General features: G+C 70.6%; 31 protein-coding genes. 16 read left to right on the plus strand and 15 right to left on the minus strand.

Features of this window, described 5'->3' with window-relative positions:
* Nucleotides 1–62 precede the first annotated feature (62 nt).
* Together ACIRGB_RS32805 and ACIRGB_RS32810 are read right to left on the minus strand one after the other, a co-directional pair.
* A complete protein-coding gene (locus ACIRGB_RS32805) occupies nt 63–665 on the minus strand; it encodes an NADPH-dependent F420 reductase (protein WP_403872593.1) in 603 nt (200 codons plus the stop codon).
* The gene (locus ACIRGB_RS32810) at nt 665–1,693 is read right to left on the minus strand and encodes a zinc-binding dehydrogenase (protein ID WP_403872595.1); all 1,029 of its coding nucleotides are present in this window, start codon (nt 1,691–1,693) and stop codon (nt 665–667) included. Before ACIRGB_RS32810 ends, ACIRGB_RS32805 begins: the two co-directional genes overlap by 1 nt.
* A 99-nt stretch (nt 1,694–1,792) precedes the next feature.
* Between ACIRGB_RS32810 and ACIRGB_RS32815 the strand changes: the two genes are divergently transcribed.
* The gene (locus tag ACIRGB_RS32815) at nt 1,793–2,392 is read left to right on the plus strand and encodes a TetR/AcrR family transcriptional regulator (RefSeq protein WP_403872597.1); all 600 of its coding nucleotides are present in this window, start codon (nt 1,793–1,795) and stop codon (nt 2,390–2,392) included.
* Between the two features lie 71 nt (nt 2,393–2,463).
* Here ACIRGB_RS32815 and ACIRGB_RS32820 read toward each other — a convergent pair whose 3' ends face one another.
* Nucleotides 2,464–3,099: a TetR/AcrR family transcriptional regulator gene (locus tag ACIRGB_RS32820; RefSeq protein ID WP_403872598.1), complete on the minus strand. Its 636-nt coding sequence runs from the start codon at nt 3,097–3,099 to the stop codon at nt 2,464–2,466.
* A 145-nt stretch (nt 3,100–3,244) separates the two neighbouring features.
* Between ACIRGB_RS32820 and ACIRGB_RS32825 the strand changes: the two genes are divergently transcribed.
* Complete coding sequence (locus ACIRGB_RS32825; protein ID WP_403872600.1) at nt 3,245–4,003, plus strand: SDR family NAD(P)-dependent oxidoreductase; 759 nt, start codon at nt 3,245–3,247, stop codon at nt 4,001–4,003.
* Nucleotides 4,004–4,040: 37 nt separating this feature from the next.
* Here the strand turns inward: ACIRGB_RS32825 and ACIRGB_RS32830 are convergent, their stop codons facing one another.
* The 6 genes from ACIRGB_RS32830 to ACIRGB_RS32855 form a co-directional block, all read right to left on the minus strand.
* The gene (locus ACIRGB_RS32830; protein WP_403872602.1) at nt 4,041–4,808 is read right to left on the minus strand and encodes an SDR family NAD(P)-dependent oxidoreductase; all 768 of its coding nucleotides are present in this window, start codon (nt 4,806–4,808) and stop codon (nt 4,041–4,043) included.
* Between the two features lie 56 nt (nt 4,809–4,864).
* The gene (locus ACIRGB_RS32835) at nt 4,865–5,632 is read right to left on the minus strand and encodes a glucose 1-dehydrogenase (RefSeq protein ID WP_403872604.1); all 768 of its coding nucleotides are present in this window, start codon (nt 5,630–5,632) and stop codon (nt 4,865–4,867) included.
* Between the two features lie 103 nt (nt 5,633–5,735).
* The gene (locus ACIRGB_RS32840) at nt 5,736–6,296 is read right to left on the minus strand and encodes a cyclophilin-like fold protein (RefSeq protein WP_403872606.1); all 561 of its coding nucleotides are present in this window, start codon (nt 6,294–6,296) and stop codon (nt 5,736–5,738) included.
* Entirely contained in the window at nt 6,293–6,958 is a 666-nt protein-coding gene (locus ACIRGB_RS32845; protein WP_403872608.1) for an SDR family NAD(P)-dependent oxidoreductase, read from the minus strand. Before ACIRGB_RS32845 ends, ACIRGB_RS32840 begins: the two co-directional genes overlap by 4 nt.
* A gap of 53 nt (nt 6,959–7,011) precedes the next feature.
* The gene (locus tag ACIRGB_RS32850) at nt 7,012–7,422 is read right to left on the minus strand and encodes a cupin domain-containing protein (protein ID WP_403872610.1); all 411 of its coding nucleotides are present in this window, start codon (nt 7,420–7,422) and stop codon (nt 7,012–7,014) included.
* A gap of 30 nt (nt 7,423–7,452) precedes the next feature.
* Nucleotides 7,453–8,469: a zinc-dependent alcohol dehydrogenase family protein gene (locus ACIRGB_RS32855; RefSeq protein WP_403872612.1), complete on the minus strand. Its 1,017-nt coding sequence runs from the start codon at nt 8,467–8,469 to the stop codon at nt 7,453–7,455.
* A 212-nt stretch (nt 8,470–8,681) separates the two neighbouring features.
* Between ACIRGB_RS32855 and ACIRGB_RS32860 the strand changes: the two genes are divergently transcribed.
* From ACIRGB_RS32860 to ACIRGB_RS32895, 8 genes are all read left to right on the plus strand, one after another.
* Complete coding sequence (locus ACIRGB_RS32860; protein WP_403872614.1) at nt 8,682–9,560, plus strand: helix-turn-helix transcriptional regulator; 879 nt, start codon at nt 8,682–8,684, stop codon at nt 9,558–9,560.
* A 660-nt stretch (nt 9,561–10,220) separates the two neighbouring features.
* Nucleotides 10,221–10,700, plus strand: a complete 480-nt coding sequence (locus ACIRGB_RS32865) for a MarR family transcriptional regulator (protein ID WP_403872616.1) — start codon at nt 10,221–10,223, stop codon at nt 10,698–10,700.
* Complete coding sequence (locus tag ACIRGB_RS32870) at nt 10,700–11,023, plus strand: replication initiation protein, RepL2 (RefSeq protein ID WP_232249462.1); 324 nt, start codon at nt 10,700–10,702, stop codon at nt 11,021–11,023. The genes ACIRGB_RS32865 and ACIRGB_RS32870 overlap by 1 nt, the downstream gene beginning before the upstream one ends.
* A gap of 113 nt (nt 11,024–11,136) precedes the next feature.
* On the plus strand, nt 11,137–11,550 hold the full coding sequence (locus tag ACIRGB_RS32875; protein ID WP_403872618.1) for a VOC family protein: 414 nt from the start codon (nt 11,137–11,139) through the stop codon (nt 11,548–11,550).
* Between the two features lie 686 nt (nt 11,551–12,236).
* Entirely contained in the window at nt 12,237–12,722 is a 486-nt protein-coding gene (locus ACIRGB_RS32880; protein WP_403872620.1) for a MarR family transcriptional regulator, read from the plus strand.
* A 2-nt stretch (nt 12,723–12,724) separates the two neighbouring features.
* Nucleotides 12,725–13,042 carry a hypothetical protein gene (locus tag ACIRGB_RS32885; RefSeq protein ID WP_403872622.1) on the plus strand — a complete coding sequence of 106 codons (318 nt, stop codon included), beginning with the start codon at nt 12,725–12,727 and terminating at the stop codon, nt 13,040–13,042.
* Between the two features lie 259 nt (nt 13,043–13,301).
* Entirely contained in the window at nt 13,302–14,465 is a 1,164-nt protein-coding gene (locus ACIRGB_RS32890; protein WP_403872624.1) for a ParA family protein, read from the plus strand.
* Nucleotides 14,462–15,601 (plus strand): ParB/RepB/Spo0J family partition protein, encoded by a 1,140-nt coding sequence (locus ACIRGB_RS32895; protein ID WP_403872626.1) that lies wholly within the window; start codon nt 14,462–14,464, stop codon nt 15,599–15,601. The genes ACIRGB_RS32890 and ACIRGB_RS32895 overlap by 4 nt, the downstream gene beginning before the upstream one ends.
* A 92-nt stretch (nt 15,602–15,693) precedes the next feature.
* Here the strand turns inward: ACIRGB_RS32895 and ACIRGB_RS32900 are convergent, their stop codons facing one another.
* Nucleotides 15,694–16,167, minus strand: coding sequence for a MarR family winged helix-turn-helix transcriptional regulator (locus ACIRGB_RS32900; protein WP_403872628.1), 474 nt, complete (start codon nt 16,165–16,167; stop codon nt 15,694–15,696).
* Between the two features lie 41 nt (nt 16,168–16,208).
* Between ACIRGB_RS32900 and ACIRGB_RS32905 the strand changes: the two genes are divergently transcribed.
* Nucleotides 16,209–17,195, plus strand: a complete 987-nt coding sequence (locus ACIRGB_RS32905) for an alpha/beta hydrolase (RefSeq protein WP_403872629.1) — start codon at nt 16,209–16,211, stop codon at nt 17,193–17,195.
* Here ACIRGB_RS32905 and ACIRGB_RS32910 read toward each other — a convergent pair.
* From ACIRGB_RS32910 to ACIRGB_RS32925, 4 genes are all read right to left on the minus strand, one after another.
* Nucleotides 17,172–17,558 (minus strand): toxin Doc, encoded by a 387-nt coding sequence (locus tag ACIRGB_RS32910; protein ID WP_403872631.1) that lies wholly within the window; start codon nt 17,556–17,558, stop codon nt 17,172–17,174. The genes ACIRGB_RS32905 and ACIRGB_RS32910 overlap by 24 nt on opposite strands.
* Before the next feature lie 3 nt (nt 17,559–17,561).
* Nucleotides 17,562–17,801, minus strand: coding sequence for an antitoxin MazE7 (locus ACIRGB_RS32915; RefSeq protein ID WP_403872633.1), 240 nt, complete (start codon nt 17,799–17,801; stop codon nt 17,562–17,564).
* Between the two features lie 110 nt (nt 17,802–17,911).
* The gene (locus tag ACIRGB_RS32920; protein ID WP_403872635.1) at nt 17,912–18,247 is read right to left on the minus strand and encodes a hypothetical protein; all 336 of its coding nucleotides are present in this window, start codon (nt 18,245–18,247) and stop codon (nt 17,912–17,914) included.
* Between the two features lie 113 nt (nt 18,248–18,360).
* On the minus strand, nt 18,361–18,957 hold the full coding sequence (locus ACIRGB_RS32925) for a hypothetical protein (protein ID WP_403872637.1): 597 nt from the start codon (nt 18,955–18,957) through the stop codon (nt 18,361–18,363).
* Nucleotides 18,958–19,145: 188 nt separating this feature from the next.
* Here ACIRGB_RS32925 and ACIRGB_RS32930 point away from each other — a divergent pair, with 188 nt between their 5' ends.
* Nucleotides 19,146–20,234: an integrase gene (locus ACIRGB_RS32930; protein WP_403872638.1), complete on the plus strand. Its 1,089-nt coding sequence runs from the start codon at nt 19,146–19,148 to the stop codon at nt 20,232–20,234.
* A gap of 83 nt (nt 20,235–20,317) precedes the next feature.
* On the opposite strand, the gene mftR is transcribed toward ACIRGB_RS32930, so the two are convergent.
* Nucleotides 20,318–20,935 carry a mycofactocin system transcriptional regulator gene (gene mftR, locus ACIRGB_RS32935; protein ID WP_403872640.1) on the minus strand — a complete coding sequence of 206 codons (618 nt, stop codon included), beginning with the start codon at nt 20,933–20,935 and terminating at the stop codon, nt 20,318–20,320.
* A 119-nt stretch (nt 20,936–21,054) separates the two neighbouring features.
* On the opposite strand from mftR, the gene mftA reads away from it, so the two are divergent.
* From mftA to mftD, 4 genes are read left to right on the plus strand one after another with little or no spacing between them, the layout of a single operon-like run.
* Nucleotides 21,055–21,186, plus strand: a complete 132-nt coding sequence (gene mftA, locus ACIRGB_RS32940; RefSeq protein ID WP_403872642.1) for a mycofactocin precursor MftA — start codon at nt 21,055–21,057, stop codon at nt 21,184–21,186.
* Between the two features lie 12 nt (nt 21,187–21,198).
* Nucleotides 21,199–21,543, plus strand: coding sequence for a mycofactocin biosynthesis chaperone MftB (mftB, locus tag ACIRGB_RS32945; RefSeq protein WP_403872644.1), 345 nt, complete (start codon nt 21,199–21,201; stop codon nt 21,541–21,543).
* Nucleotides 21,540–22,784, plus strand: a complete 1,245-nt coding sequence (gene mftC / locus ACIRGB_RS32950) for a mycofactocin radical SAM maturase (protein ID WP_403872646.1) — start codon at nt 21,540–21,542, stop codon at nt 22,782–22,784. Before mftB ends, mftC begins: the two co-directional genes overlap by 4 nt.
* Nucleotides 22,777–23,976 carry a pre-mycofactocin synthase MftD gene (gene mftD / locus ACIRGB_RS32955; RefSeq protein WP_403872648.1) on the plus strand — a complete coding sequence of 400 codons (1,200 nt, stop codon included), beginning with the start codon at nt 22,777–22,779 and terminating at the stop codon, nt 23,974–23,976. Before mftC ends, mftD begins: the two co-directional genes overlap by 8 nt.

Here is a 23,976-nt window from a genome sequence, read left to right on the forward strand (position 1 = left end):
CATCTCTTTCGTGACGGGAGGCGTTCCGCGCGCATACGAGGAGCACGAGCGGGTGGGTGGGATCAGTCCTGCTTGAGGGCGTGAAGGGCGGACAGGGGACCGCCGAGCTGGATGAGGCGTCCTCCCTCGCGCAGCGTTCCGAGGTCGACGGGAGCGAAGCCGAACTCGGAGGCCAGGTCTCTCACGGTGTTCTTGGCAGCGGCGTCGTCGCCGGCGAGGAACAGCACCTGGCGCCCCGCCTCGTGGCGGGGATCGGCGGCGATGAACTGCCCGTAGAGGGCGTTGAACGCCTTCACCACGCGTGCGCCGGGAAGCAGGGAGGCCACGTATTCGCTGCCGGTGAGGTCGCCCAGGTCGGCGATCTCCGGTTTCGGGGAAAGGGAGGCGAACTGGTTGGTGGCGTCGATGACGATGGTGTTGTCCAGGCCGGGGAGCCCGGCGACGGCGTCAGGGATCCGCGGCCAGGGGACCGCGAGCACGACGAGGTCCGCGGCGACGGCCTCCGCAGGAGACGCGGCTGCCGCGAGCGCGCCGAGGTCCTCGACCAGCGGGGCCAGGGAGGCAGGTCCTCGGCTGTTGCTGAGCACGACCTCGTGGCCGTGCCGGATCGCGTGCCGGGCGATGGCCTGGGCGACTGCGCCGGCTCCGAGCATGCCGATCTTCATCAGGCGGCCCCGTGTCCGGAGTCGGCCGTCCGCGGTGTGGTGAGCAGGACGGTTCCCCTCTTGGCCGGGCGGCGGGCGTGCTCGATGGCCGCCTTGAAGTCGGCGAGGTCGTAACTGGCCGCGACGTCAAGCAGGTCCGGCGTGTTCTGCGCCAGGTCCTGGGCGAAGGCGACATCCTCAGCCCGCTCCCCCGGGGTGCGGCTCAACCAGTGCAGTATCGACACTCCCCGCACCGTCAGCTCCCGCGCCACGAGAGGCAGCGCCTCCAACGACGTCGTGCCGGAACCCAGATGCCCGTAGGAGATCAGAGTGCCGCCGTCGGCGAGCAGTTCGGCGAGGTCCTGGGTCATGGAACCGCCGACACAGTCGAGGACCACCTGGACGCCCCGCTCGCCGGCATGGCGGCGGACTTGTTCCCGCCAGTCGTCGTCGCACGTCGCGACCGTGGGCTGGGAGGGGTACGACGTCCGCATCTTCTCGGCACCGGAGGTGCTGCGCACGAGGTTGATCAACCGCAGGTCGTGCCGGACCGCGGCTGCGCTGACCAGCCTGCCGATGGACGAGCCGGCGGCGGTCTGAACAACCGGACCCGTCTGCCCGCGCAGGGCCTCCTCCATCGCGCGATACAGCATGTGCAGCGTCAGCGGGTTGACCAGCATCAGGGCTGCCGTCTCGGCACCGACCCCGTCCGGCACCGGCACCGCCAGCTCGGCTGGGACCACGACGAAGTCGCTCCACGTTCCCGGGGCCGGGAAAACCGCCACCCGCTGACCCGGGCGCAGTGTGCGGACGTCCGCTCCGACGCTCTCGACGACGCCCATCCCCTCCACTCCGGGAGTCCGGGCCCCCGTCTGCTGTTCGGGCTGCCCCGGCAGACCCTCCACACCGATCAGGTCCCCCGGGTGGATGGGCCGGACCAGCATGCGGACCAGAACCTCTCCGCTGCCGGGAGCCGGCCGGCGGGCCTCCTCCCTCAGCGTCAGTACCTGGGTGGCTTCCCCTTGCCGCGTGTACTCCACGGTGCGCACAGGCGCCTCCCCTCACTCTTTGATGATGCTCAACATTAAAAAGAATGATGAGGGGTAACATCGAAAAACGTCAAGCACTGCCGACTCAGGAGGGCGGCCATGCCGCGGATCACCAGGGAAGACAAGGCCAGGAACCGGCAGAACATCGTCGAGGCGGCCGGGCGCATGTTCCGCTCGAAGGGCGTCGACGCCGTAGGCATCGCCGAACTGATGAAGGAAGCGGGCCTGACCCACGGCGGCTTCTACAACCACTTCGCGTCCAAGGAAGACCTGGCCGCCGAGGCGTGCGGCGCCTCGTTCACAGCCTCTCTGGGCTCCCTGGAGCAGCTTCTCGAGGAAGGCGCCGATCCCACCGGCCCACCGCTGAAGCGAGTGGTGGACACCTATCTTTCGGCCGCCCACCGCGATGCCCCGGACGGCGGCTGCCCCTCCGCCTCCCTGGTCGTCGATGCCGGACGGCACAGCGACACGATCCAGAGCGTCTACGCGGCCGGCGTGGAGGGGTACCTCACCGGCTTCGCCGAGGAGTTCGCCCGCGAGCACGAAGGGGAGATCACCCCACAGGAGGCGCGGGAGCGCGCGGTGCTGCTGTTCAGCCGGCTCGTAGGGGCGATGGTCCTCGCCCGCGCCGTGAGCCACGTCCAGCCCGACCTGTCCGACGAGATTCTGCGGACCTGCCGCGCCCGCCCTCTCGACTGACCGGCCTCGCACCCGCAGGCCCTGCGCCGTCCCGCCCGGCGGCGAGCCGCACGGTCACGGCAGCCTTCGGGTCAGGCCGGCGGGTTGGGGGTGTACCTGGCGAGCATGGTCTGGACGGCCTCTTCGACGGCGTGGTGGATGTCGGAGGCTGTGGGGTTCCAGCCCGTCAGAAGCATGCGGGGCCACAGGACGTAGTTGGCGATCATGCCGAGGAACTGGTTCGCGGCGCTCTCGGTGTCGGGCACGTCGGCATTGCCCGCCTCACGCTCGGATTCCAAGTAGCGCTGGACGGAGGCGAAGTAGGGCAGTTTGCCGAGCTGGAACTGCATCCGTCCCAGCTCGGGGAAACGAGGCAGTTCGGCGATGACGATCCGGAACAGGCCTGTCATGCGGGGCCGGCCGATCAGATCGGCGTAGCGGTGGCCGATGGCTGTCAGCCCGGAGCGCAGATCTCCCGCCTGCGGCCGCGCAGCGGTATCGCCGGCGTCGCGCTGCCAGGACTCGGTGACGATGGCCTCGAAGAGGGCCGCCTTGGTGGGGAACTGCTTGAACAGGGTGGACTTCGAGACCCCGGCCGCTTCGGCGATCCGCGCGAGGGAGGTGCCGTCGTAGCCGCGGTCCAAGAACAGTTCTGTGGCCGCGGAGGTGATCGCCTCGCGCTTCTGCTGGGCGAGCCTGCGGTGATGCGCGGTGAGTTCTGCTGCCATGCGGAGAGTATGCCGCAGTCCCGAGGCGAGTCACTTGACTCGCCTCGGGGGTCCGCTTACGGTGCAGCACTAAGGCGAGTCGAGTGACTCGCCTCTGAGCTGCGGCACCTGGACACATCCTGGCTGTCGCACGGTGGAGGACGTCATGACAGTTGGCAAGATCGCTTTGGTGACCGGTGCGAATCGCGGCCTCGGGCGCAGCGCGGCCATCGCCCTGGCCACCCGCGGGGTGCGGGTCGTGGTCACCCACCGCGGTGATGCGGCCGGGGCCGAGAAGACGGTGGAACAGGTGCAGGCCGTGGGCGGGACAGCCGCTGCTCTCCGGCTCGACATCAGCGACGTCTCCTCCTTCGCGTCCTTCACCTCCGCACTGGGCGCGCAGCTGGAGCGCTGGGGTACTTCGCGGCTCGACATCCTGGTCAACAACGCGGGAGTGGGAGTCTTCGGGCCGCTGGAGACGGTCACGACCGACGACTTCGACACGGTGATGGGCACCAACGTCCGGGGCACGTTCTTCCTCACCCAGTCGCTCGTGCCGCTGCTGGCCCAGGGCGGCCAGGTCATCAACGTTTCGACGTCACTGACCCGCCACACCAGCCCCGCCACCTCGGTCTACTCCGCCTCGAAGGCCGCCGTCGAGGCTCTGAGCCGCACGCTCGCCGCGGAACTGGGACCTCGCGGCATCCGGGTCAACTCCATCGCCCCGGGGCCGACCGCCACCGACTTCAACGGCGGAGCGATGCGGGACGACGCCGGAATGCGCCAGGTCCTGGCCGGACAGACCGCGCTCGGCCGCGTCGGCGAACCTGAGGAGATCGGCGACGCCATTGCCACGCTGGCCTCCGAGGGACTGCGCTGGGTCACCGCCCAGCGCATCGAGGTCTCCGGCGGCGCCCTCCTGTGACGCCGGGCGACGGCGGGTGGATGGCAACGCAGGGGACCTACTGGGCGGTGTAGCCGCCGTCGACGGGCAGGGCGATGCCGGTGACGTAGCCGGCGCCGGGGCTGGAGAGCCACAGGACGGCCTGGGCGATGTCGTCGGCGGTGCCGAGACGGGCGATGGCCTGGCCGGTTTCGGCCCGGGTGCGGTCGAGTTCGCCGCCCTCGATCATGGCGTCGACCATGGGGGTGGCGATGGTGCCGGGGCAGACGGCGTTGATGCGGACGCCGCGGGGGCCGTATTCGAGGGCGGCGCTCTTGGTCAGGCCGATCACGCCGTGCTTGGTGGCGTGGTAGGCGGCGCGGCCCGGGTTGCCGACGAGGCCGCCCAGGGAGGAGCAGTTGACGATGGCGCCGCTGCCCTGGTCGCGCAGGTGGCGCAGTTCGTGCTTCATGCTCGCCCAGACGCCGCGCAGGTTGATGTTCTGGACGCGGTCGAACTGGTCGGCGCTCTCGTCGGCGGCGTCGGTGAGCGGGGGCATGACGCCGGCGTTGTTGTAGGCCATGTCGAGGCGGCCGAAGGTCTCCACGGTGCGGTCGACGGCGGCGGCGACCTGGTCCTCGTCGGTGACGTCGCAGACCAGGGCGAGGGCCCGGTGCCCGGCATCGGTGAGTTCCTGCGCGGCGGCCTCGACGGCTGTCTCGTCGATGTCGGCGAGGCCGACGGCGGCGCCGGCTTCGGCGAAGGCGCGGGCGGTGGCCAGGCCCATGCCGGAGGAGGCTCCGGTGACGAAGGCGACCTGGCCGGTGAAGTCGTAGGCGGGGTTCATGGAGATGTTTCCTCGGACAGGAGTGCGGCGGGGCTTCGGACGGGGTGCCGGAGGGTTCAGGTGGTCTGGCCGCCGTCGACGACGAGGGCGGCGCCGGTGGTGAAGGCGGCGTCGGCGGAGCACAGCCAGAGCACGGCGGAGGCGATCTCCTCGGGCGTGCCGAGGCGGCCGACGGGTTCGTCGGCGACAAGTCCTTCGCGGCCCCCGGGGCGGGTGTCGCCGAAGCGGCGGATCATCTCGGTGTCGACGATCCCGGGGCAGACGGCGTTGATACGGATGCCCTGTGCGGCGTGGTCGAGGGCGGCGGAACGAGTGAAGCCGATGATCCCGTGCTTGGCGGCGGCGTAGGCGGCCTGGCCCTTGAAGCCCTTGACCCCGGCTCCGGAGGAGACGTTGACGATCGCCCCGCCGCCGTCCTGCTTCAGCATCTGCCGGACCTGCGTCCTGGTGCACAGGAACGCTCCGGTGAGGCTGACGCCGAGAACGCGGTCCCACTCGGTCCTGGCGGTGTCGGCGGCCGACTGGACGGGCTGCTCGACGCCGGCGTTGTTGAAGGCGGCGTCCAGGCTTCCGAAGCGCTCGACGGTCCGGTCGACCGCGGCGTGGACGTCGTCCTCGCTGGTGACGTCACAGGTGAGGGCGAGGGCTTCGCCTCCGGCGGCGTCGATGAGGCGGGCGGTTTCGTGCAGGCCGTCGCCGGACAGGTCGGCGAGGGCGACCCGCGCGCCCGCGCGGGCGAAAGCGAGGGCGGTGGCCCGTCCGATGCCGCCCGCGGCGCCGGTGACGAAGGCGGCCTTGCCGTGGAAGTCGTAGGTGACGCTCACGCGTGTTCTCCCTTCGGGAAGCGGGCCGCGGGCGCCCGGCCCGGAGGCGGGTCAGCGCCGCGGAGCGCCGGTGCGCCGGCGCCGGGGTGGAGGAGGTCGGGGGTCAGGAGGTGGCTTCGAGGGTGATGCGGGTCGCCCGGCCGAGCCGGTCGGCGCCGACGTCGAGGTGGCCGAGGACGAGCAGATCCGGGGAGGGGGCGGGCCCGTCCCGGTAGAAGAGGGCCAGGTTGCCCCAGGGGGCGTAGTAGGCGATGTCGCCGACCGTGGCCGCGGCCGGTTCGGGGGCACCGGCGGTGTCCAGCGTGCGCGGCAGGTCGGCGACCCGCTCGGTGCTGTGGAAGTCCTTCAGGTCCAGGGTGAGCGGCAGCAGCGCGGCGAAGTCGCGGGCGGCGGGGCTGTCGTTCAGGACGGCGTCGACGGGGCGGCCGTCGAGGGTGACCCGGATGTTCATGGACGTACTCCTTCCGGAGGCGGACGAAGAGAGGGAGGCCACCGGCTCCTGCTGTCCCGCCGAGGCGGCGGCGGAGGGCGTGGCGGCCGGGGCGCTCCCCCGCGTCCCGCTGGAACAGGCGCCCACGGCCAGCAGCAGGACGGCCACCGAAGCGGCGCAGCCCGGTCCGCGGCGGACTGCGGAGTGCACGAGCGGTGCCTGGGAGGTGGTCATGCGGGCAGGGGCTCGGCGTAGTGCCGGAAGGCGCCGCGCTCGGTGTGGAGGGCGTACAGGCGCTCGGCGAGCGCGTCGGGGCTGGAGTGCTCGGCGTCCGGGCGGATCGCGCCGGGGACGATCAGCTGGGCGGCGTGAATGTTCTCGGGCGCGAGGGCGTCGTGGAGCATCGCCGCGTAGGCGCTCTCGGCAGCGAACGCGACCGAGGTGCCGGCCACCTTGGGATTCGGGCGTACGGCGCTGCCGCCGTTGACGAACAGCAGCGTGCCCCGGCCCAGCTCCCGCATCCCCGGAAGGACGGCGTGCACACAGGTCACCGGCCCCATGACGGAGAAGGCCAGCGGGTCCTCCAGGTCGGCGGCGCTCGTCTCCAGGACCGGCTTCATGAAGTCGCCGCGGGGCACCGGGCTGAACTGGAGGACCTCGATCGGCCCCAGCTCCTTGGCCGCCGTGTCCAGGGCCGCGGTCAGGGAGGCGGGGTCGAGGACGTCGGCGGTGAAGCCACGCGCCCGGATGCCCCCACCGTCGAGTTCGCCCGCGAGGGCGTCGAGGTGATCGGCGTTGCGGGACAGGAGGGCGACGTGGTGGCCGGCGGCGCCGAACCGGCGGGCGGCGGCCAGCCCCAGGCCGGGGCCGGCGCCGACGAGAGCGAACGTGGTCACGGTGAGCCTTTCAGGTGCGGCGGTGCGGACACCGGGCCGGACGGACCGGGGTGTCAGTCGGTGGCCGGGGCGGCGGTGTACTCGCCGTCGGTGACCGGGTTCAGCCAGTGCACGACGGCGTGGTCGTCGTCGCCCTCGTTGATGGCCACGTGGACCATCAGGCGGTTCGGGGCGGCGCCGTGCCAGTGCTCCTCGTCGGCCTCGAACAGGACGCGGTCGCCGGGCCGGATGACCTCCACCGGGCCGCCGCGGCGCTGGCACAGGCCGACGCCCTCGGTGACGAAGACGGTCTGGCCCAGCGGGTGGCGGTGCCAGTGGGTGCGGGCGCCGGGCATGAAGTGCACCAGGGAGGCGGTGACCCGGGAAGGGGCCGGGGCGGCGGCGACCGGGTCGATGTAGACGTCGCCGGTGAACCAGTCGGCCGGGCCCTTGACGGTGTCGAGCGAGCTGCGGGTGATCTGCACGGTTGCTCCTTGTGCGGTGGAGGGGGTCGGTCAGGGGGTGAGGAGGGTCTTGATGGCACGGCGCTCGTCCATGGCCGTGTAGCCCTCGGCGACCTGGTCCAGGGGCAGCGTGAGGTCGAAGACCTTGCCCGGGTCGATCCGGCGGGTGAGGACACGGTCGATGAGGTCGGGCAGGTAGCGGCGTACGGGGGCGGGACCGCCGCGCAGACCGACGTGGGAGAAGAACAGCTCCTGCCCGTCGACGGCGACCTCGTGGGGCACACCGACGAAGCCGACGTTGCCGCCGGGCCGGGTAGAGCGCAGGGCCTGGCTCATGGCCTGGGCCGTGCCGACGCACTCCAGGACGCTGTCGGCGCCGATGCCGCCGGTCAGCTCCTTGATCTTCGCCACGCCCTCGTCGCCGCGCTCGGTGACGATGTCGGTGGCACCGAACTCCCGGGCGAGCTTCTGCCGGGACTCGTGCCGCGACATGGCGATGATCCGCTCCGCGCCCCTCTCCTTCGCCGCGATCACCGCGCACAGGCCCACCGCGCCGTCACCGACGACCACGGCGGTCGAGCCGGGCCCCACCTCGGCGGCGTCCGCGGCCCACCAGCCCGTGCCCATCACGTCGGAGACGGCCAGCAGACCGGGCCACAGCTCCTCGCCGGGTACCTCGTCGGTGGCGACCAGGGTGCCCTGGGCGTTGGGGATACGGACGTACTCGGCCTGGCAGGTGGACATGAACTCGCGGCGCAAGCAGCTGGACTGGAAGCCGTTCTTGCAGTTCTCACACGTGTTGTCGGACGTGGCGAAGGAGCCGACGACGAACTGCCCCGGCCTCACCGCGGTGACCCCGGAGCCGACCTCCTCGACGAAGCCGACGTACTCGTGGCCCATCGGGTGCGGGTCGCCGATCGGCTCGGCGCCGCGGTAGGGCCACAGGTCGGAGCCGCACACGCAGGTGACGGCCGTGCGGATGATCGCGTCGGTGGGGTGGAGCAGCTTCGGGTCGTCCAGGGACTCGAAGCGGACGTCGCCGGGGGCGTGGATGACTGCGCCGCGCATAAATGAGCTTCCTTCGCGTGCCGGAGGCGGGCGGTCCCGGAGGCCGGGGCCGTCGCCGGGTGCAGGGCCGAGTGCGAGATCCCGTCGTGTGACCGGGGGAAAAGCACCACGTCATCCAGGTAACCCGCTCTTCGCGCGGGGAGCGAGACACCATCAAGGGGTGTACCGCCAGTACATCCCTATGGGCGCGGGCCGGACGTACCGTCGAAGGCGTGGACACCCGAGCAGAGGTCCGCGAGTTCCTGACCTCGCGGCGAGCCAAGATCACTCCCGAGCAGGCCGGCCTGCCCTCCGGGAGCCGTCGGCGGGTACCAGGCCTGCGCCGCAGCGAGGTCGCCGCGCTCGCCGATGTGAGCGTGGAGTACTACGCCAAGCTGGAGCGCGGCAACCTCGCCGGCGTCTCCCCGGCCGTCCTCGAAGCCGTCGCCCGTGCGCTCCGGCTCGACGACGCCGAGCGCGCTCACCTGCTGAACCTCGCCCACGCCGCCGACGGCTCCGAGGCCCTCACCCGCCCCCGGCGCCGCACCGCGCAGTGGAAGGCGCACCGGAGCCTGCAATGGGTCCTGGACGCCGTCACCGCCGGCCCCGCCTTCGTGCGCAACGGCCGCATGGACCTGCTCGCCGCCAACGGGCTCGCCCGCGCTTTCTACGCCGACGTCTACGCCTCGGCCGGTAACCAGGCGAACCTGGCCCGCTTCCAGTTCCTCGACCCCGCCTCGCGCCGTTTCTACCCCGACTGGGAGCAGGCCGCCGACATTGCCGTGGCCATCTTGCGCACCGAAGCCGGCCGCAGCCCCCACGACAAGGGCCTGCACGACCTCGTCGGCGAGCTGTCCACCCGCAGCGACGACTTCCGCACCCGCTGGGGCGCCCACGACGTCCGCCACCACGGCACCGGCACCAAGCGCTTCCACCACCACACCGTCGGTGATCTCACCCTCGCCTACGAGGGCCTGGAGATGGCCGCCGCCCCGGGTCTCACCCTCACCATCTACGCCGCCGAACCCGGCTCGGCCTCCGAGGAGGGCCTGAGGCTCCTCGCCTCCTGGGCCGCCACGTCCCAGACCCTCGCACCCCACTCGCGCGACTGATGATCCCCGGCGGATGCTGCCGACGGTAGACCCCATCCGTTGACCGCAGTCCGACTGCGCTCCGGTATCCGCTGTTGTCGATGGCCAGGCACCGAACCACCTGAACACCCCAGCCACGAACCAGCCCGCCACGACGGCGGGAGCGCCGACCGGCCAGGCGCGCGTGTGCCACCTGAGCCATCGACCAGACCAGCCACGCTTCCTGTTGCCCTGTCAGCCGAGCCCCGGCCGACCCGCGGGTCAAGGACAGCCGGTGCACGACACGCCCGAGGACCGGCGTTCACGCCGGCCCGGAGGGCCACCACGAAGTCGCACGACCTTGGGCACTTTCATGCATGAAGAGAGCGTAACCCCGAAAACGCCTCTGACCTGCGAAAACGCGCTAGGCGATCCGACTCCAGGATCGGGTATGCCGATCCTGGAGTCGGGTTACCCGATCCTGGAGTCGGATCAACCCGACTCCAGGATCGGATTGATCCGACGCTGGAGTCGGATCACTTAGCTATGTGCACACATCAGCGCCCTGTGCACCTCGCGCACCGACCCGACTCTGCAGCGGGTTCGCTTAGCAATGTGGTAATGCTTTCCCCGGTAAGTGATCCGTTCCCCCGAGCCTGATCGCTTACCGCCCCCATACCGACTTGCAGGGACGGCCCTCACATGGCAGAGCAGGCGCGAAAGATCCTCGCCCTGGTCGATCAGGACACGGGAGAGTTCGAGGAGGTACACCGCGCCAACTACGCGTTCGACGGAGCTCACATCAACGTGGGCATCCGCAAGGGCCGGGAACTGGCCTCGGCGGCCTCGGGCCTGACGGACCGGGAGTTTCGCGTCCTCGTCTGGTACTGGTTCGCCACGGAGACGAGCGAGGAAGCCGTCATGCGTACGGGCTCCGCCATCGCTGAGGAGCTGGGGATGAGCCCGGATGCTCTGTCCAGAGCGGTGAAAGTGCTCAAGCAGGCTCGGCTGCTTGTCGAGGCAGGCGGGCTCGGGCGGACCACCTTCTACAGGTGCACGCCCTACCTTGCATTTATCGGTACCGGCTTCGCCCACCGTGAAGCCGTGAAGGACTGGAACCCTCCGGAGACCAGGGTGCGTGAGCCCAGAGTCCGTCGGCGTGGGAAGAAGGGCGAGGCCTGATGAGGATTCACGACGCGGCAGACGTGCAGTACCTGTTGAAGAAGACCGGGCGCGTCCTCAGCCCGAACCAGCGCATCGTCGTCATGCTCTACGCATCCTCGGAACAGCGTCCCGACGGCACGGTCATGATCAAGGCCAGCACGCTGGCCGCCACGGCGGGAATGACACCGCCGGTGCTGTCTCGGACCCGTAAGGAACTGCTCGAGGCGGGGTGGCTGGAGGTGACCGGCAGTGTGGGAAGCGTCAAGCACTACCGGCTCGCCCCGGCCCTTTTCGAGGACCGGGGCCAGGCCGGCCGCCACCTGCGAGCCGTGGGTGGCTGAAGGAGCGGCACCGTGAAGCGATCCGACGCCAGAGTCGGATCGTTTCTCCGCACGTCATCGTTTCCAAGCTCATCGAGCCGGCCCAGGGTCGGGCGCCCCGAGGCGGTGGCAGCGTGAACCGGCCCACCAGCGGAACGTTGCACCACGTCGAGTTGTGGGTGCCGGACCTCGACCGAGCAGTCGCCTCTCTCGGTTGGCTGCTGGAGGCACTCGGCCACGTCCCCTTCCAGAGCTGGAACAGCGGACGCAGCTGGCGGCTCGGGCAGACCTATCTGGTCGTGGAGCAGTCCCCGGCCCTCACCGCCGACAGGCACGACCGCTGCCGACCGGGACTGAACCACCTGGCCTTCCACGTCGAAGACGACATCGCGGTCGACCAGTTGGCCACCGACGCGACCCAGCACGGCTGGCATCTGATGTTCCCCGACCGACATCCGCACGCTGGCGGAGCACAGCACTACGCCGCCTATCTGGAGAACGACGACGGCTTCGAGGTCGAACTCGTCGCAATCAACCCAACACTCTGAAACCGAGTGGATCAGGCAGAGCCTTGCCGGAGGTCGGCTCGAGTTCGACAAGCGGCCGACGATTATCACGCCGTGATAATCGAGGCTGGGCGTCCGTGGGTGGGCCCCGGCCCTCCGGAAGCGCATCCACTGACCAGAGTCCGGGCCTCGGCCACCGAAAGCCCGCCACAGCGATGCGTGCAGATCACCGAGTAGGCGCGCGTATGCCTCCGTACCCCCCTCCGGCCTCCGCCACGCTGTGTAACTGCTGAGGTCGGTCAGTGGCACGCGGGTGAGGTCGACCAACGGCCCCGCGGGGCACCCCGAGTACCGCAGGGTGTCCCGGACGGCGGGTTCCTTCCTGTGTATAGAGAGTGCGCAGCCCCCGCAGGGCTTTGACCTGCGAAAACGCAGGCTTGATTGATACCTGGGGATGCCGATATCGGCATCCTAGGATGCCAATACATGTCGTCAGTGGTCATGTCGTCAGTGGTCATCGAGGGAATCGGCTGGTTCTGTCGATGGCCCGTGGCGACATGACGCAGTACGTCATCGAAGGAACCTCAGAGTTCCTTCGATGACCCTCAGCGACATGACGGTGGGGGTAGGCGAAGGAAACGCCACGTTCCCTCGGTTACCCCACACGACATGTCGCCAGTGGTAATGTCGCGGGCTGTCAGAGAACAAGCCCAGGTCAGGGGTCGCTAGTGCCACATCAGGGCCGCAGTGGACGCAGCCGTGCGCTGGTCAACACCGCGACTGGTGAGGTCCACGAGCTGCTGGAACCGGAAGACGAGGGCGCCCCACGCCGGTCCTACGCCTTCGGCGGACGGCACGGGCAGTTCAGCTTCGAACGAGTCCTCGCCATGCTCGCGGCCGATTCAGGGATCACCGGTAACGAGTTTCGGCTGTTCTTCTACTGCGGGATCATGACGTACAACGGGAAGGGCGGTGCCACCGCAGTGGAGGCCGCCGACTTCCTCGGACTGACCCCGCAGGCGACGAGGAGGATGGCGAAGAAGCTCGCCGAGCACAAGATGCTGTTGGTGGCCGACGTGATCGGCCGGACGATCAAGTACCGGGTGACTCCGCACATCGTGTCCAGTCTCTCCGGACGGGAACAATCCGAAGAGGCAGCCGCCTACCACCTGCCGACCCTGCCGGGCCGTCCGGCGCAGCGACGAAGGGCCTGATCATGGCACGCAACAGTCCATACCCAGAGCTCGAAGCCCTGCAGGCGCGTATAAGCGACCTCTCTCACCTCAAGCAGAACGTGCTGATGACCTACGCGATCCTGGGCGGCTTGGACAACAGTGTCGAGCGCACCGCGGCCGAGCTGGCCGAGCTGATCGGCGTACCCGCACCGCACTTCTCCCGGGCACGTCGCGAGCTCGAGGCAGCCGGCTATCTGGAGTGCACGCACAGCCTGGGCCAGGTGAAGTTCTTCCGCCTGGGCGAGGCGGCAACTGCGCGGCAGGTCGTGGTCCCCCTGCTGAACCGGCCGACCGGCTGAGCCTCGCCTTCCCAGCACCGCAGCGGCTCAAGAGGTGAAACGATCCGACTCTGGAGTCGGATCGCTTCACCGCGAGCGCACCAGTCCGACAGGTATCACGGCGTGATAATTGCGCGTGACGGCAAGGGGGAGCTCCCGCTCCGGTCCGCCTGGCAAGCCGGCGCAAAGGTGACTCCCTTCGGACGCCCATGGGGTGAAACCCCGTCAGACCTTGCAAAGCCGTTGTCATCGCGCCAACGGGAGTCAGTATGCTGACGCCATGGCTTCCCCCTACCCCGACGGAGACCGGGAAAAGGTAGCGTCCAAGCTGCCCTCGGCGCTCCAGCAAGCGCTCAAAGTCCGCGCCGCCGAACTCAGTCTGGACATCCAGGACGCCGTCGAGGCGGCCATCAACGACTGGCGTGACAGCACGAGCGGCGGCGCCGAGGTCGACACCGCCGGTGCGAGGTCGTTCTCCACGTGGCTTCCGCCCGGGCTGTATGAGCAGTTCAAGGAGACGTGCACCGATCGCGGCGTCTCGTACACACAGGGCCTGGCCCAGTCGATCCGCGGCTGGCTCGACGCCCACCCCTCCCCCCAGCACGGCGCCCGCGGAACCGACCCCGAACGGAAGATCGTCGGCAACCAGAAGGGCGGGGTCGGCAAGACCGCCATCTCCGCCGGTATCGGCGAGGCCTACGCCGAGGCGGGCAAACGCGTCCTCGTGGTCGACTTCGACCCGCAGGGGCACCTCAGCGAACAGCTCGGAGTCCCCCAGATCGAGCCCGACCACGACAGCCTGGTCTCGCACATGTGCGGCGACGGCAGCGGAGACCTGCGCGATCTCGTCGTGGTGATAGAGGACCCGCGGTTCGAGAAGCGCCTGCACGTCCTGCCCGCCTGCTTCGACGGGTTCCTCCTCGACGCGAAGATCGCCGTCGTGGCCACGCAGAAGCGCGGCTTCCAGAAGGAGGCCGCGCTGGAGCTTGCCCTGCGCCCACTGGAGGCCGACTACGACGTGATCATCGTCGACTGCCCGCCCAGCCTCGGCATCGCCATGGACGCCGCCCTCTACTACGGGCGCCGACGCCGTGGCGAAGCCGCCGGTGGCTCCGGGGTCGTCATCCCCGTACTCGCCGAGGATTCCTCAGCCACCGCCTACGGCATGCTCGCCCAGCAGGTCGAGGACCTCTGCGAAGACCTCTCCCTCGAGATCGACTACCTCGGCCTGGTCGTCAACCTCTATGACTCCCGCCGCGGTTACGTGGCCACCTCCTCCCTGGAGAATTGGAAGTCGCTCGGCGACCCGAAGGTGCTCGCCGTCATCGGCGATCTGAAGGAGCAGCGGGAAGCAGTCCGCAAGCGGATGCCGCTGCTGAGTTACGCGCCACAGAGTGATCAGGCGGAAGCCATGCGGCAGGTAGCGAGGGGAGCCACCCGGTGAGCAAGGCCGACACCCTGGGATCAGCACCCGCGTTCGGCGCGGCCCGCGGCGCCCGATCCTCCCGACGCAACCTCATCGACAAGACCATCGCGGGAGAGGAGTCGATCACGGCAGCCATCACGGAGCTGCCGGTCACCCTCATCAGCGACAACCCCGACAACCCGCGCAACCACCTGCGCAACCTCGACGAGACGGTGCAGAGCGTCCGCGAGGTCGGCCTCATCATCCCGATCGCCGTCGCCACGGTCGATGCCTACCTGCGCAATCGTTCGGACCGCGCGGCCGATCTCGACGACGGGGCCCAGTACATCGTCGTCGACGGCCACCGGCGCCTCGAGGCCGCTCGCCGCGTCGGCCTGGCCACCATCCCCGTCCGCGTGGACAACGGGCGCGTCGCCACCGACGAGTCTCTCCTCGAGGCCGCCTTCGTCGCCAACTACCACCGCGACGACATGACGGACCTGGAGGAGGCCCACGCCCTCAAGTCCCTGGTCGACTACTACGGTTCCCAGACCAAGGCGGCCAAGCGGCTGGGCATCCCGCAGAACACCATCTCCAGCAAGCTGTCCCTGCTGAAGCTCACTCCCGAGTTGCAGAAGGACCTGGTGACCGGGGCGCGGAAGGTCGAGCACGTCCGCAACCTCGGCAAGCTGTCCGCCGAGGAGCAGCGGGCCAAGGCGGACGAACGGGCCGAGGCGGCCCGGAAGAAGGCGGAGGCGCAGAGCCGCGATGTCGTCGAGCGCTCAGCGGGTCCCGCCGATTATCACGGCGTGATAATCCCGGAGACGCCTACCGTCCCGGCTGCTTCACCCGTTACCGAGCCGACCACAGCACCGGCCTCAGCGCCTCGGCCCAGTGCACCCACACCGCCCATCGAGCACGAGCAGGCGGCCACCGAGTCCATCCCGGTACCGCGTGCCGGCGCGGGAGAGCCCACCTCCGCGAGCGCGGAAGGGGCGGAGCCGAAGCAGCCGAAGCGACTCCCCTACGACGACGCCTTCTACTGCGTCCACCATCTTCACAAGAAGATGACGCCCGAGACGTTCGTTCAGGGGACCCGAGTGTGGATGGACATCCTGCGGGATCAGCACCCGGAGGAGTACGAGGCCCTGCTGGTCGAGCTGGCAGTCCGATAGCAGCAGCACGCCCCGGCCCCGGCCCCGTTCCCTGTCCTCTGTGACCGGAACGGGGCCGCCGTCGGTTCGGCTCTGTCGCCGGCCGGGCGTCTTCAGCCGGTGGGGGTGCCGACCTGGTCGCGTTCGAGTGCGGAGCGCAGCCGACGGAGGGCCTGGGCGGCGGCTGCCGTCGTGGACCGGTCGAGGGCTCCTTCGACCAGCTCGCTCAGGCCCGCGGCGAACGTGGTCTCGGCGGCGTCGAGGAGCTGTGCACCGTCGTCGGTCAGCGCCAGGAGCGAGGACCTGCGGTCCGCCGGGTTGGTCTGGCGGACGATCCACCCCTGCTTCTCCAGGCGGTCGGCGCTCTTACTGGTCGCGCCGGCGCCGATGGCGAACTCCGCGGCGACGTCGGCCACCCGGGAGCCCGGGTGCTCGCGCAGGAACCGCAGGAACTCGAACTGCGACGTCACGATCCCGTGTCGCTCGCGCAGGCGGTCGTTCAGGGCGTTGTACAGGCGCGTCTCACAGCGGACGAGATCCGCGAAGAATCCCTGGAGGTCGGCGCTGCCATCCGATTTATATGCCACGGCATATAGTGTAGAGGAAGCCAATCCACAGGAGGAAGCAGATGAGCAAGGAACAGCTTGCCAAGATCGACGCGATACTCCGTCAGCCCCGGCCCGAGGGCCCGCGCTCCGTCGAGGAACTGCGCGCCGGGTTCAGGGCACTCATGGACACGATGATCGTGCCGGACGACGTCCGCACCACGCAGACCGCGCTCGGCGGCCGACCCGCCCTGCACGTCACCCCGGACCAGAGCGCGCGACCGGGCACGATCCTGTACTTCCACGGCGGCGGCTTCGTCTTCGGCTCCCCCGAGACCGCGCTGTCGCTGACCGCGCAGCTCGTCTCGAAGACCGGGTTCGACTCGTACTCGGTGGACTACCGGCTGGCCCCCGAGCACCCGTTCCCGGCTGGTCTGGAAGACAACCTGAACGCTTACCGCGCCCTCCTCGACAGCGGCCTGGACCCGTCCGCCATCGCGTTCGCCGGGGACTCCGCCGGCGGCGGCTACGCGGTCACCACCGCCCTGGCCGCCCGCGACGCGGGGCTTCCGCTGCCCGCCGTGATCGTGGCCTTCTCCCCGGGCCTGGACGCCACCCGGACCGGGGAGAGCATGACGACCAAGGACGGCATCGATCCGATCTTCACCCGCGCGGCCGTGCTGCACACCGGAGCCATGTACCTCGCCGGCCAGGACCCCGAGCAGCCCCTCCTCAGTCCGGCCGTCTCGGCCGACCTGACCGGATTCCCCCCGCTCCTCATCCAGGTGGGCACCAACGAGATCCTCCTCGACGATTCCACCCGCCTCGCCGCCCGCGCCCGCGACGCCGGAGTCGACGTCATCCTCGACATCACCGCCGACGCCCCCCACGTCTTCCAGGCATTCGCCGGCGGCCTCCTCGACGAAGCCGACCAGGCACTCGACCGCGCCGCCCTCTTCCTCAGCCAGCACGTCCGATCACCGGTCTCCACCGGACGGAAGAGCGCGGAAACCCCGAGGGTGGAGGAGGGGGACGCGACAGCGAGGTCAGGCGGTCGGCAGACGGAGTGAGCGCAGCCGCTCGGCGACGGCGAACGAGTCGAGGCGCAGGGCGGTGATGTCGGCGATCAGGTCCCGCCAGGCCTCGAACTTGGTGGTCACCCGCTCACCGTGCATTCCGAGGTACGCCACGGCGACGCCGAAGCCGTACAGCTCGTTGCGGGCGGGCAGTGGCCGGAGCACGACGCACTCCTCCAGCATCACGGCCGCACGCCAGAAGGGGTCCGGGTGATGCTGGTCGTGGCGGGGCGGGTCGACCTTGTGCCGGGCGGCCAGGCCGACGAACACGGAGTAGTCGTTGACCGCGAGGTCGTCCAGCAGCTCGGCCTGGCGTTCCAGGAACCACCGGTAGTCGACGTAGTACTCGGCAGGCACGGATCAGGCCGCCTGCGGGGCGGACCGCGCCGACGCGGGGCCGCCGTACTCGGCGTCGAAGGCGGCGACGGTCTCCGGAGCACCGGTGACGCGGCGGAAGATCTCCGCGCCCTCGGCCAGCGCGCGCTCGCGCCGCTTCTCCTCGGCGACCTGCGCGAGGTAGGCGTCCAGCGGCAGCCCGGCCGCGTCGGCCAGGGCCCGCAGCGCGTCCGCGGTGGTGTCGTCGATCTCGATGCCAGCCATGCCCCGAGTATGCCGCGCGGGACGACACCAAGGCCAGCCACCTGGGAATTCGGCCCTGACCTGCGGTTCTCCGAACCGTTCCGGTCCTTCGGTCACGCAGCAGCCTTCCGCTACCGGCGGTCGAGGGGCTCGGCTGCGTAGGTTCCGTCCTCGAGCTGTACCTCGGTCAGCTCGTAGAGGCGCTGGCGTCCGTCGACCCACGGAGTGATCTTGGTCCCGGTCGGCCGGGTGGTCTCGTACCGTACGGGCGTCCCGTCGGCGTTCTCGGTGCGCAGCAGGGTGAAGTGGCGTACACGGGGAGGCTCGGGCGGGGTGGCCCGCATCCGTCGGTGCACCCAGGTGCCGGCGATGCCTGCGGCCAGAAACAGGACGGGCAGCCACTGCCCCAGGGTCGTGCCGAGGAGATCCAGGCCCTTGTCGAGGGCGAGGGAGACGAGGGCGGGCATGGTGCATCACTCCTGGGAAGCGGTGGTCGCGGCCCGCCGCGGTGACGGGCCGCGCCGACTGTCCGGGAGCGGGGGGTTAGCCGCGCAACCCCCTATGACCTGCCTCATCCGCCTTACTCCTGCCCGCTGTTGCGGTCGGACCCCGCACCGGTGCCGCTCTCGTCGAGCACGGCCCGCGGTACAGCGTCGGTGGCGTACCAGCCGGGGGGTACGTCGAAGGCGGACGGTGCCGCTCCGCTCCAAGGGGCGGGTGGCTCCGGTGCCGTGGAGGTGCCTCGGCCGGTGGCCAGGGCGGCGATGGCGGAGCGGAAGACGGGCACGTTCTCGCTGGCCATCTCGTAGGCGATGTTCTTGTGCCAGCTCGGGTTGTCCGGGTCGTACACCGGGGTGATGGGCGCGCTGATGCCCTCGGGCCACCAGCCCTCGCGCACACCGCGCGGGACGGCGCGGGACAGTGCGACGGTCGGGCCGTTGAGTTTCCCCAGGGCGGCGCGCAGCCGGTCCGCGTCGAGGTAGCCGTCGCCGTCGACGACGACCATCTCGGCGAACCGGCGGGCGCCGGCGGTCAGCGAGCGCAGATAGCGCGTGGCGCGCTCGACGGTCCAGCCGGTGTCGACGGTCGCGACGGTCAGTTCCGCGCCGTGCGCGGCGGCGAGCGCGACGAGCTTCTCCGCGAAGTCCTGGTCCGCGCCCTCGATGGTGATCTTCATATGGCCTTCCGTCAGATTCTCACCCGGTTCTCCGGGGTCTCCATGGAGAGTATGAGCCCGACCGCCCTCGCTCCGCATGCAGTTCCCGGAGAACAGCGTCACAATTCTCCACCGGGAGGCATGGCATCGGATAAGCTCTCCTTATCCGACGCCAGGAAAATCAGAGGCCAGCAATCGGGGAGCGCCCGTTGAGCACCGCCACCGAGCACCCGTCAGGAGAGGCGGGCACGGCTCCCGTTCCGGCGGAGCGGTCCCCTCTGGTCGCGCAGTGGGCGGAGCGCCACGGCGTGCGGGTCGCGCAGCGCCTGGCGGACGCGGAGGACTTCGCGGACGAGGTGCGGCGGCGGCTGAGGCCGGCCAACACCACGGACACGTACGCGAAGGCGTGGAGGGTCTGGACGCGGTTCTGCGCAACGCAGGGCTTTCCCGAACTGGAGTGCACGCGCGGGGCGTTGGTGGCGTTCGTCGTGTGGCTGCTGGACCGGGGCCGGGTGGACGGACAGGGCTACGCGGCCTCGTCGGCGAGCACGATCCTCGCCGGGGCCGTGGTCGAGCTGCGACGCCGTGGCGCCCGGGTGGGCCGGGACGACCAGGCGCAGGCGCGGGCGACGCTGGAGGCGGCGGCCGTGGAGCTGCTGAAGGCGGGGGAGCGGCGCGGCCGGGGCCAGGCCGCCGCGGCCGAGGTCCCCGACCTGTACCGGGTGGCGAGGGCCTGCCCCGACACCCTGGCCGGCTCCCGGGACAGGGCGCTCGTCCTGACCGGCTTCCACTACGCCTCGCGTGCCCAGGACCCCGCCGGCCTCCTCGCCGGGGACGTCGCCCTCACCCCGCGCGGCCTGGTGGTGTCGGTGCTCACCGGCAAGACCAAGCACAGCGTCCGCGACGCGAAGATCAACTACCAGCAGGACCCGGAGATCTGCCCGGTGGAGGCGTGGAAGGCGTACCGGGCCCGCCTCGCCGCCGAGGCCGGGCCGCGGTGGTCGGCCCCCGACGCGCCCGCGTTCGTCGGTGTCGACCGGCACGGCAACGTCACCGGCGGCATGGTCCCCGACTCCGTCACCCGGGCCGTGAAGCGGATCAGCGCCCGCGCCGGAATCCCGCTCGCCTGGACCGGCCACTCCCTCCGCATCGGCCTGGCCACGACCGCCCGCAGGAAGGGCAAGGACGCCGTGGCCATCGCCGACCAGGGCGGCTGGGCCCGGCACTCCCGCTCGATGAACGGCTACTTCCAACGGGTCGACGGCTGGGAGGACAACGCCACGGCCGGCCTCACCTGACCACCGGGCGGCGACCAGCGGCTCCGGTCCGGGCGGACGCCGTCCCGCACCGCTCTCGCCGCCGAGGCGCCCGCCGTGGAGGTTCAGCCGCCCTCCGTCGGGCCGTGGGCGAGTTGGCGCAGCGCCTGGTCGAGCGTGTGGTCCAGGTCGCTGTCCTCCTCCCGCAGCCAGTCGGTGTAGGCGGCCACGCACGCCCCCAGGACGGAGTGCGCGACGACCTGGGGGGCCAGGGCGTCCACCGGCTGCCGCAGCCGTCCGGCGGCGAACTCGGCGACGACCGCACGCCAGGCGGCGTAGCGCAGCGTGGAATGCGCCTGGAGGTCGGGCACCGTCAGGATCAGGGTCATGCGCTGGCGGTGCCAGGGGACCTGGGCGGGGTCCAGGTGGTTGAACGCGACGATCTCCTGGCGCAGCGCCTCCATCAGGGGGAGTTGCGGCGAGCAGGCGGCCAGCCCGGCGCGCATCCGGTCCAGCTCGTTCTCGAAGTCACCCCAGACCAGGTCGTTCTTGGACTGGTAGTAGCGGAAGAACGTCCGTCTGCCGATCCCGGCCGCGGCCGCGATGTCGTCGACCGTGGTCTTGGCGAACCCGTGCGTGACGAACAAGTGCAGGCCGACGCGCTCCAGTTCCGCGCGGGAGGTCAGTGGCCGGCGTCCCGCGCGAGGGGCGTGGCCGGCGGGTGATCGCGTCTGGTTCTGCACTCCTCTTCCTTTCGGCACCGAGTGCCGTTATGTTGACACACGGATCGTATTTCAGCACCGAGTGCCAAAATCAAGGCCCGCGGCAGGACCGTGAGCCCCCGGCGAACAGGGAGCCCTCCATGAGCGACACCACCGCGACCACACCCTCTCGCACGGAGCCGTCCGACGTGCAGGTCCCCGACGAGGACGTCGTGGCCGACGACCTGTTGGTCGAAGAGGTGTCCATCGACGGCATGTGCGGCGTCTACTAGTCCGGCCGGCAGATGTCCTCACACAGCGCCTCCCCGGCCGACGGCCCGTTCGACCTCGACGAGCCCTGGACGCTGCACCCGCAGGTGGCGGTACGGCCGGAGCGGTTCGGCGGGCTGCTGTACCACTTCGGCACCCGGAAGCTCTCCTTCGTCAAGGACCCCACGCTGCTGGCCGTGGTGCGCAGTCTGGCCGATGCCCCGGACGCCCGGACGGCCTGCCGCACCGCCGGGGTCGCGGACGCGGTGACGCCCCGGTACCAGCGGGCGCTGGCCGCGCTGGCCGCCTCCCGCATGATCACCCCACGGTGCTCGCCCCTGCCCGGTGAGCCGACCCCGGCCCAGGAGACGCGGCGATGAGCGACCCGACACAGGCGGCGAACGGTTCGAGCCCGTCCGTGGGCCGTCTGGTGGACCACTTCCAGTACGGCCTGGACGCCCCCATCTGCCTGACGTGGGAACTGACCTACGCGTGCAACCTGGCCTGCGTGCACTGCCTGTCCAGCTCCGGGCGCCGGGACCCCCGTGAGCTGACCACGGACGAGTGCAAGGCGGTCATCGACGAGCTGGAACGCATGCAGGTCTTCTACGTCAACATCGGAGGCGGCGAGCCCACGGTCCGTGCCGACTTCTTCGAGCTGGTGGACTACGCGACCGCCCATCACGTGGGGGTGAAGTTCTCCACGAACGGCGTGCGGATCACCCCCGCGGTCGCCGAACGCCTCGCCGCCAGCGACTACGTCGACGTGCAGCTGTCCCTGGACGGGGCGACGGCGGAGGTCAACGACGCCGTACGCGGGGCCGGTTCGTACGCGACCACCCTGCGCGCCATGGACAACCTCCGGGATGCCGGCTTCGAGGGCTTCAAGATCTCGGTGGTGGCGACCCGGCACAACGTCCCCCAGCTCGACGAGTTCAAGGCACTCGCCGACCGGTACGGCGCCCAGCTGCGTCTGACCCGGCTGCGCCCCTCCGGGCGGGGGGCCGACGTCTGGCACGAGTTGCACCCGACCGCGGAGCAGCAGCGGGAACTGTACCGATGGCTCGTCGCCCATGGCGACAACGTCCTGACGGGCGACTCGTTCTTCCACCTGTCCGCCTACGGCGATCCGCTGCCGGGCCTCAACCTGTGCGGGGCGGGCCGAGTGGTCTGCCTGATCGACCCCGTGGGCGACGTGTACGCCTGTCCGTTCGCCATCCACGACACGTTCAAGGCCGGCAACGTACGCGCCGACGGCGGTTTCACCGGCGTGTGGCGCGACTCGCCGCTCTTCCTCGACCTGCGGCGGCCGCAGTCCGGCGGCGCCTGCACCCAGTGCTCGGCGTACGACGCCTGCCAGGGCGGTTGCATGGCGGCCAAGTTCTTCACCGGGCTGCCGCTGGACGGCCCCGACCCGGAGTGCGTCAAGGGACACGGCGCCGCCGCCCTGTCCTCGGTCGACCGGGCGAGTGCCCCGCGCCCCACGGGCGACCACTCGCACACCGGGCCGGTACGGCAGGCGCCCGTGCCGCTCGGCATGCCCCGCACGCGCCGCCCGGACCGTATCTGTGACGAGAGCCCGTTGGCAGGGCTGGAACCGAAGGAGGCCCTTCATGGGTAACGGGGGATGGTTCGAGACGGTGGCCGAGGCCCAGAGACGGGCCAGGAAGCGGCTGCCGAAGTCCGTCTACAGCGCGCTGCTCGCCGGCTCCGAGAAGGGCGTGACCTACCACGACAACATCGCGGCCTTCGCGGAACTGGGATTCGCCCCGCACGTCGCGGGCCTGTCGGCCAAGCGCGAGCTGACCACGAGGGTGCTGGGCGAGGACATCTCCCTGCCCGTCGTGATCTCCCCCACGGGCGTCCAGGCGGTGCACCCCGACGGCGAGGTCGCCGTCGCCCGGGCCGCGGCGGCACGGGGCACGGCGATGGGGCTCAGCTCCTTCGCCAGCAAGCCGGTCGAGGAGGTCGTCGCGGCCAACCCGCGGACGTTCTTCCAGATGTACTGGATGGGCGACAAGGACTCCATGGTGCGCCACATGGAGCGCGCCCGTACGGCCGGAGCGAAGGCCCTGATCCTCACCCTCGACTGGTCGTTCTCCCACGGCCGGGACTGGGGGAGCCCGAGGATCCCCGAACGGCTCGACCTGAAGGCACTGGTCAGGTTCGCGCCCGAAGGAGTGACCCGGCCCGCCTGGCTGCTGGACTTCGCCAGGACCCGGCGCCTGCCCGACCTGACCGTCCCGAACGTGGTCGGACGCGGGGAACGGCCCCCGACCTTCTTCGGGGCCTACGGGCAGTGGATGCAGACGCCGCCCCCCTCCTGGGAGGACATCGCCTGGCTGCGCGCCCAGTGGGACGGCCCCTTCATGCTCAAGGGCGTCTGCCGGGTGGACGACGCCCGGCGGGCCGTGGACGCGGGCGTCACCGCGCTCTCGGTGTCCAACCACGGCGGCAACAACCTGGACGGCACCCCGGCGACGATCCGGGTGCTCCCGGCCGTGGCCCGGGCCGTGGGGGAGCAGGTCGAGGTCCTGCTGGACGGCGGCGTCCGCCGGGGCAGCGACGTCGTCAAGGCGCTCGCGCTCGGCGCCAAGGCCGTCATGATCGGGCGCGCCTACCTGTGGGGGCTGGCCGCCAACGGACAGGCCGGCGTGGAGAACGTACTGGACGTCCTGCGCGGCGGCATCGACTCCGCGCTGCTCGGCCTGGGCCACTCCTCCGTCCACGACCTGGGCCCCGACGACCTGGTCGTGCCCGCGGACTTCACCAGGTCGCTGGGCACCGACGGCTCCCGGAACACGATCGGCTAG

It is taken from the genome of Streptomyces sp. NPDC102490, assembly GCF_044765285.1.
In the GTDB taxonomy this organism is placed as follows: domain Bacteria; phylum Actinomycetota; class Actinomycetes; order Streptomycetales; family Streptomycetaceae; genus Streptomyces.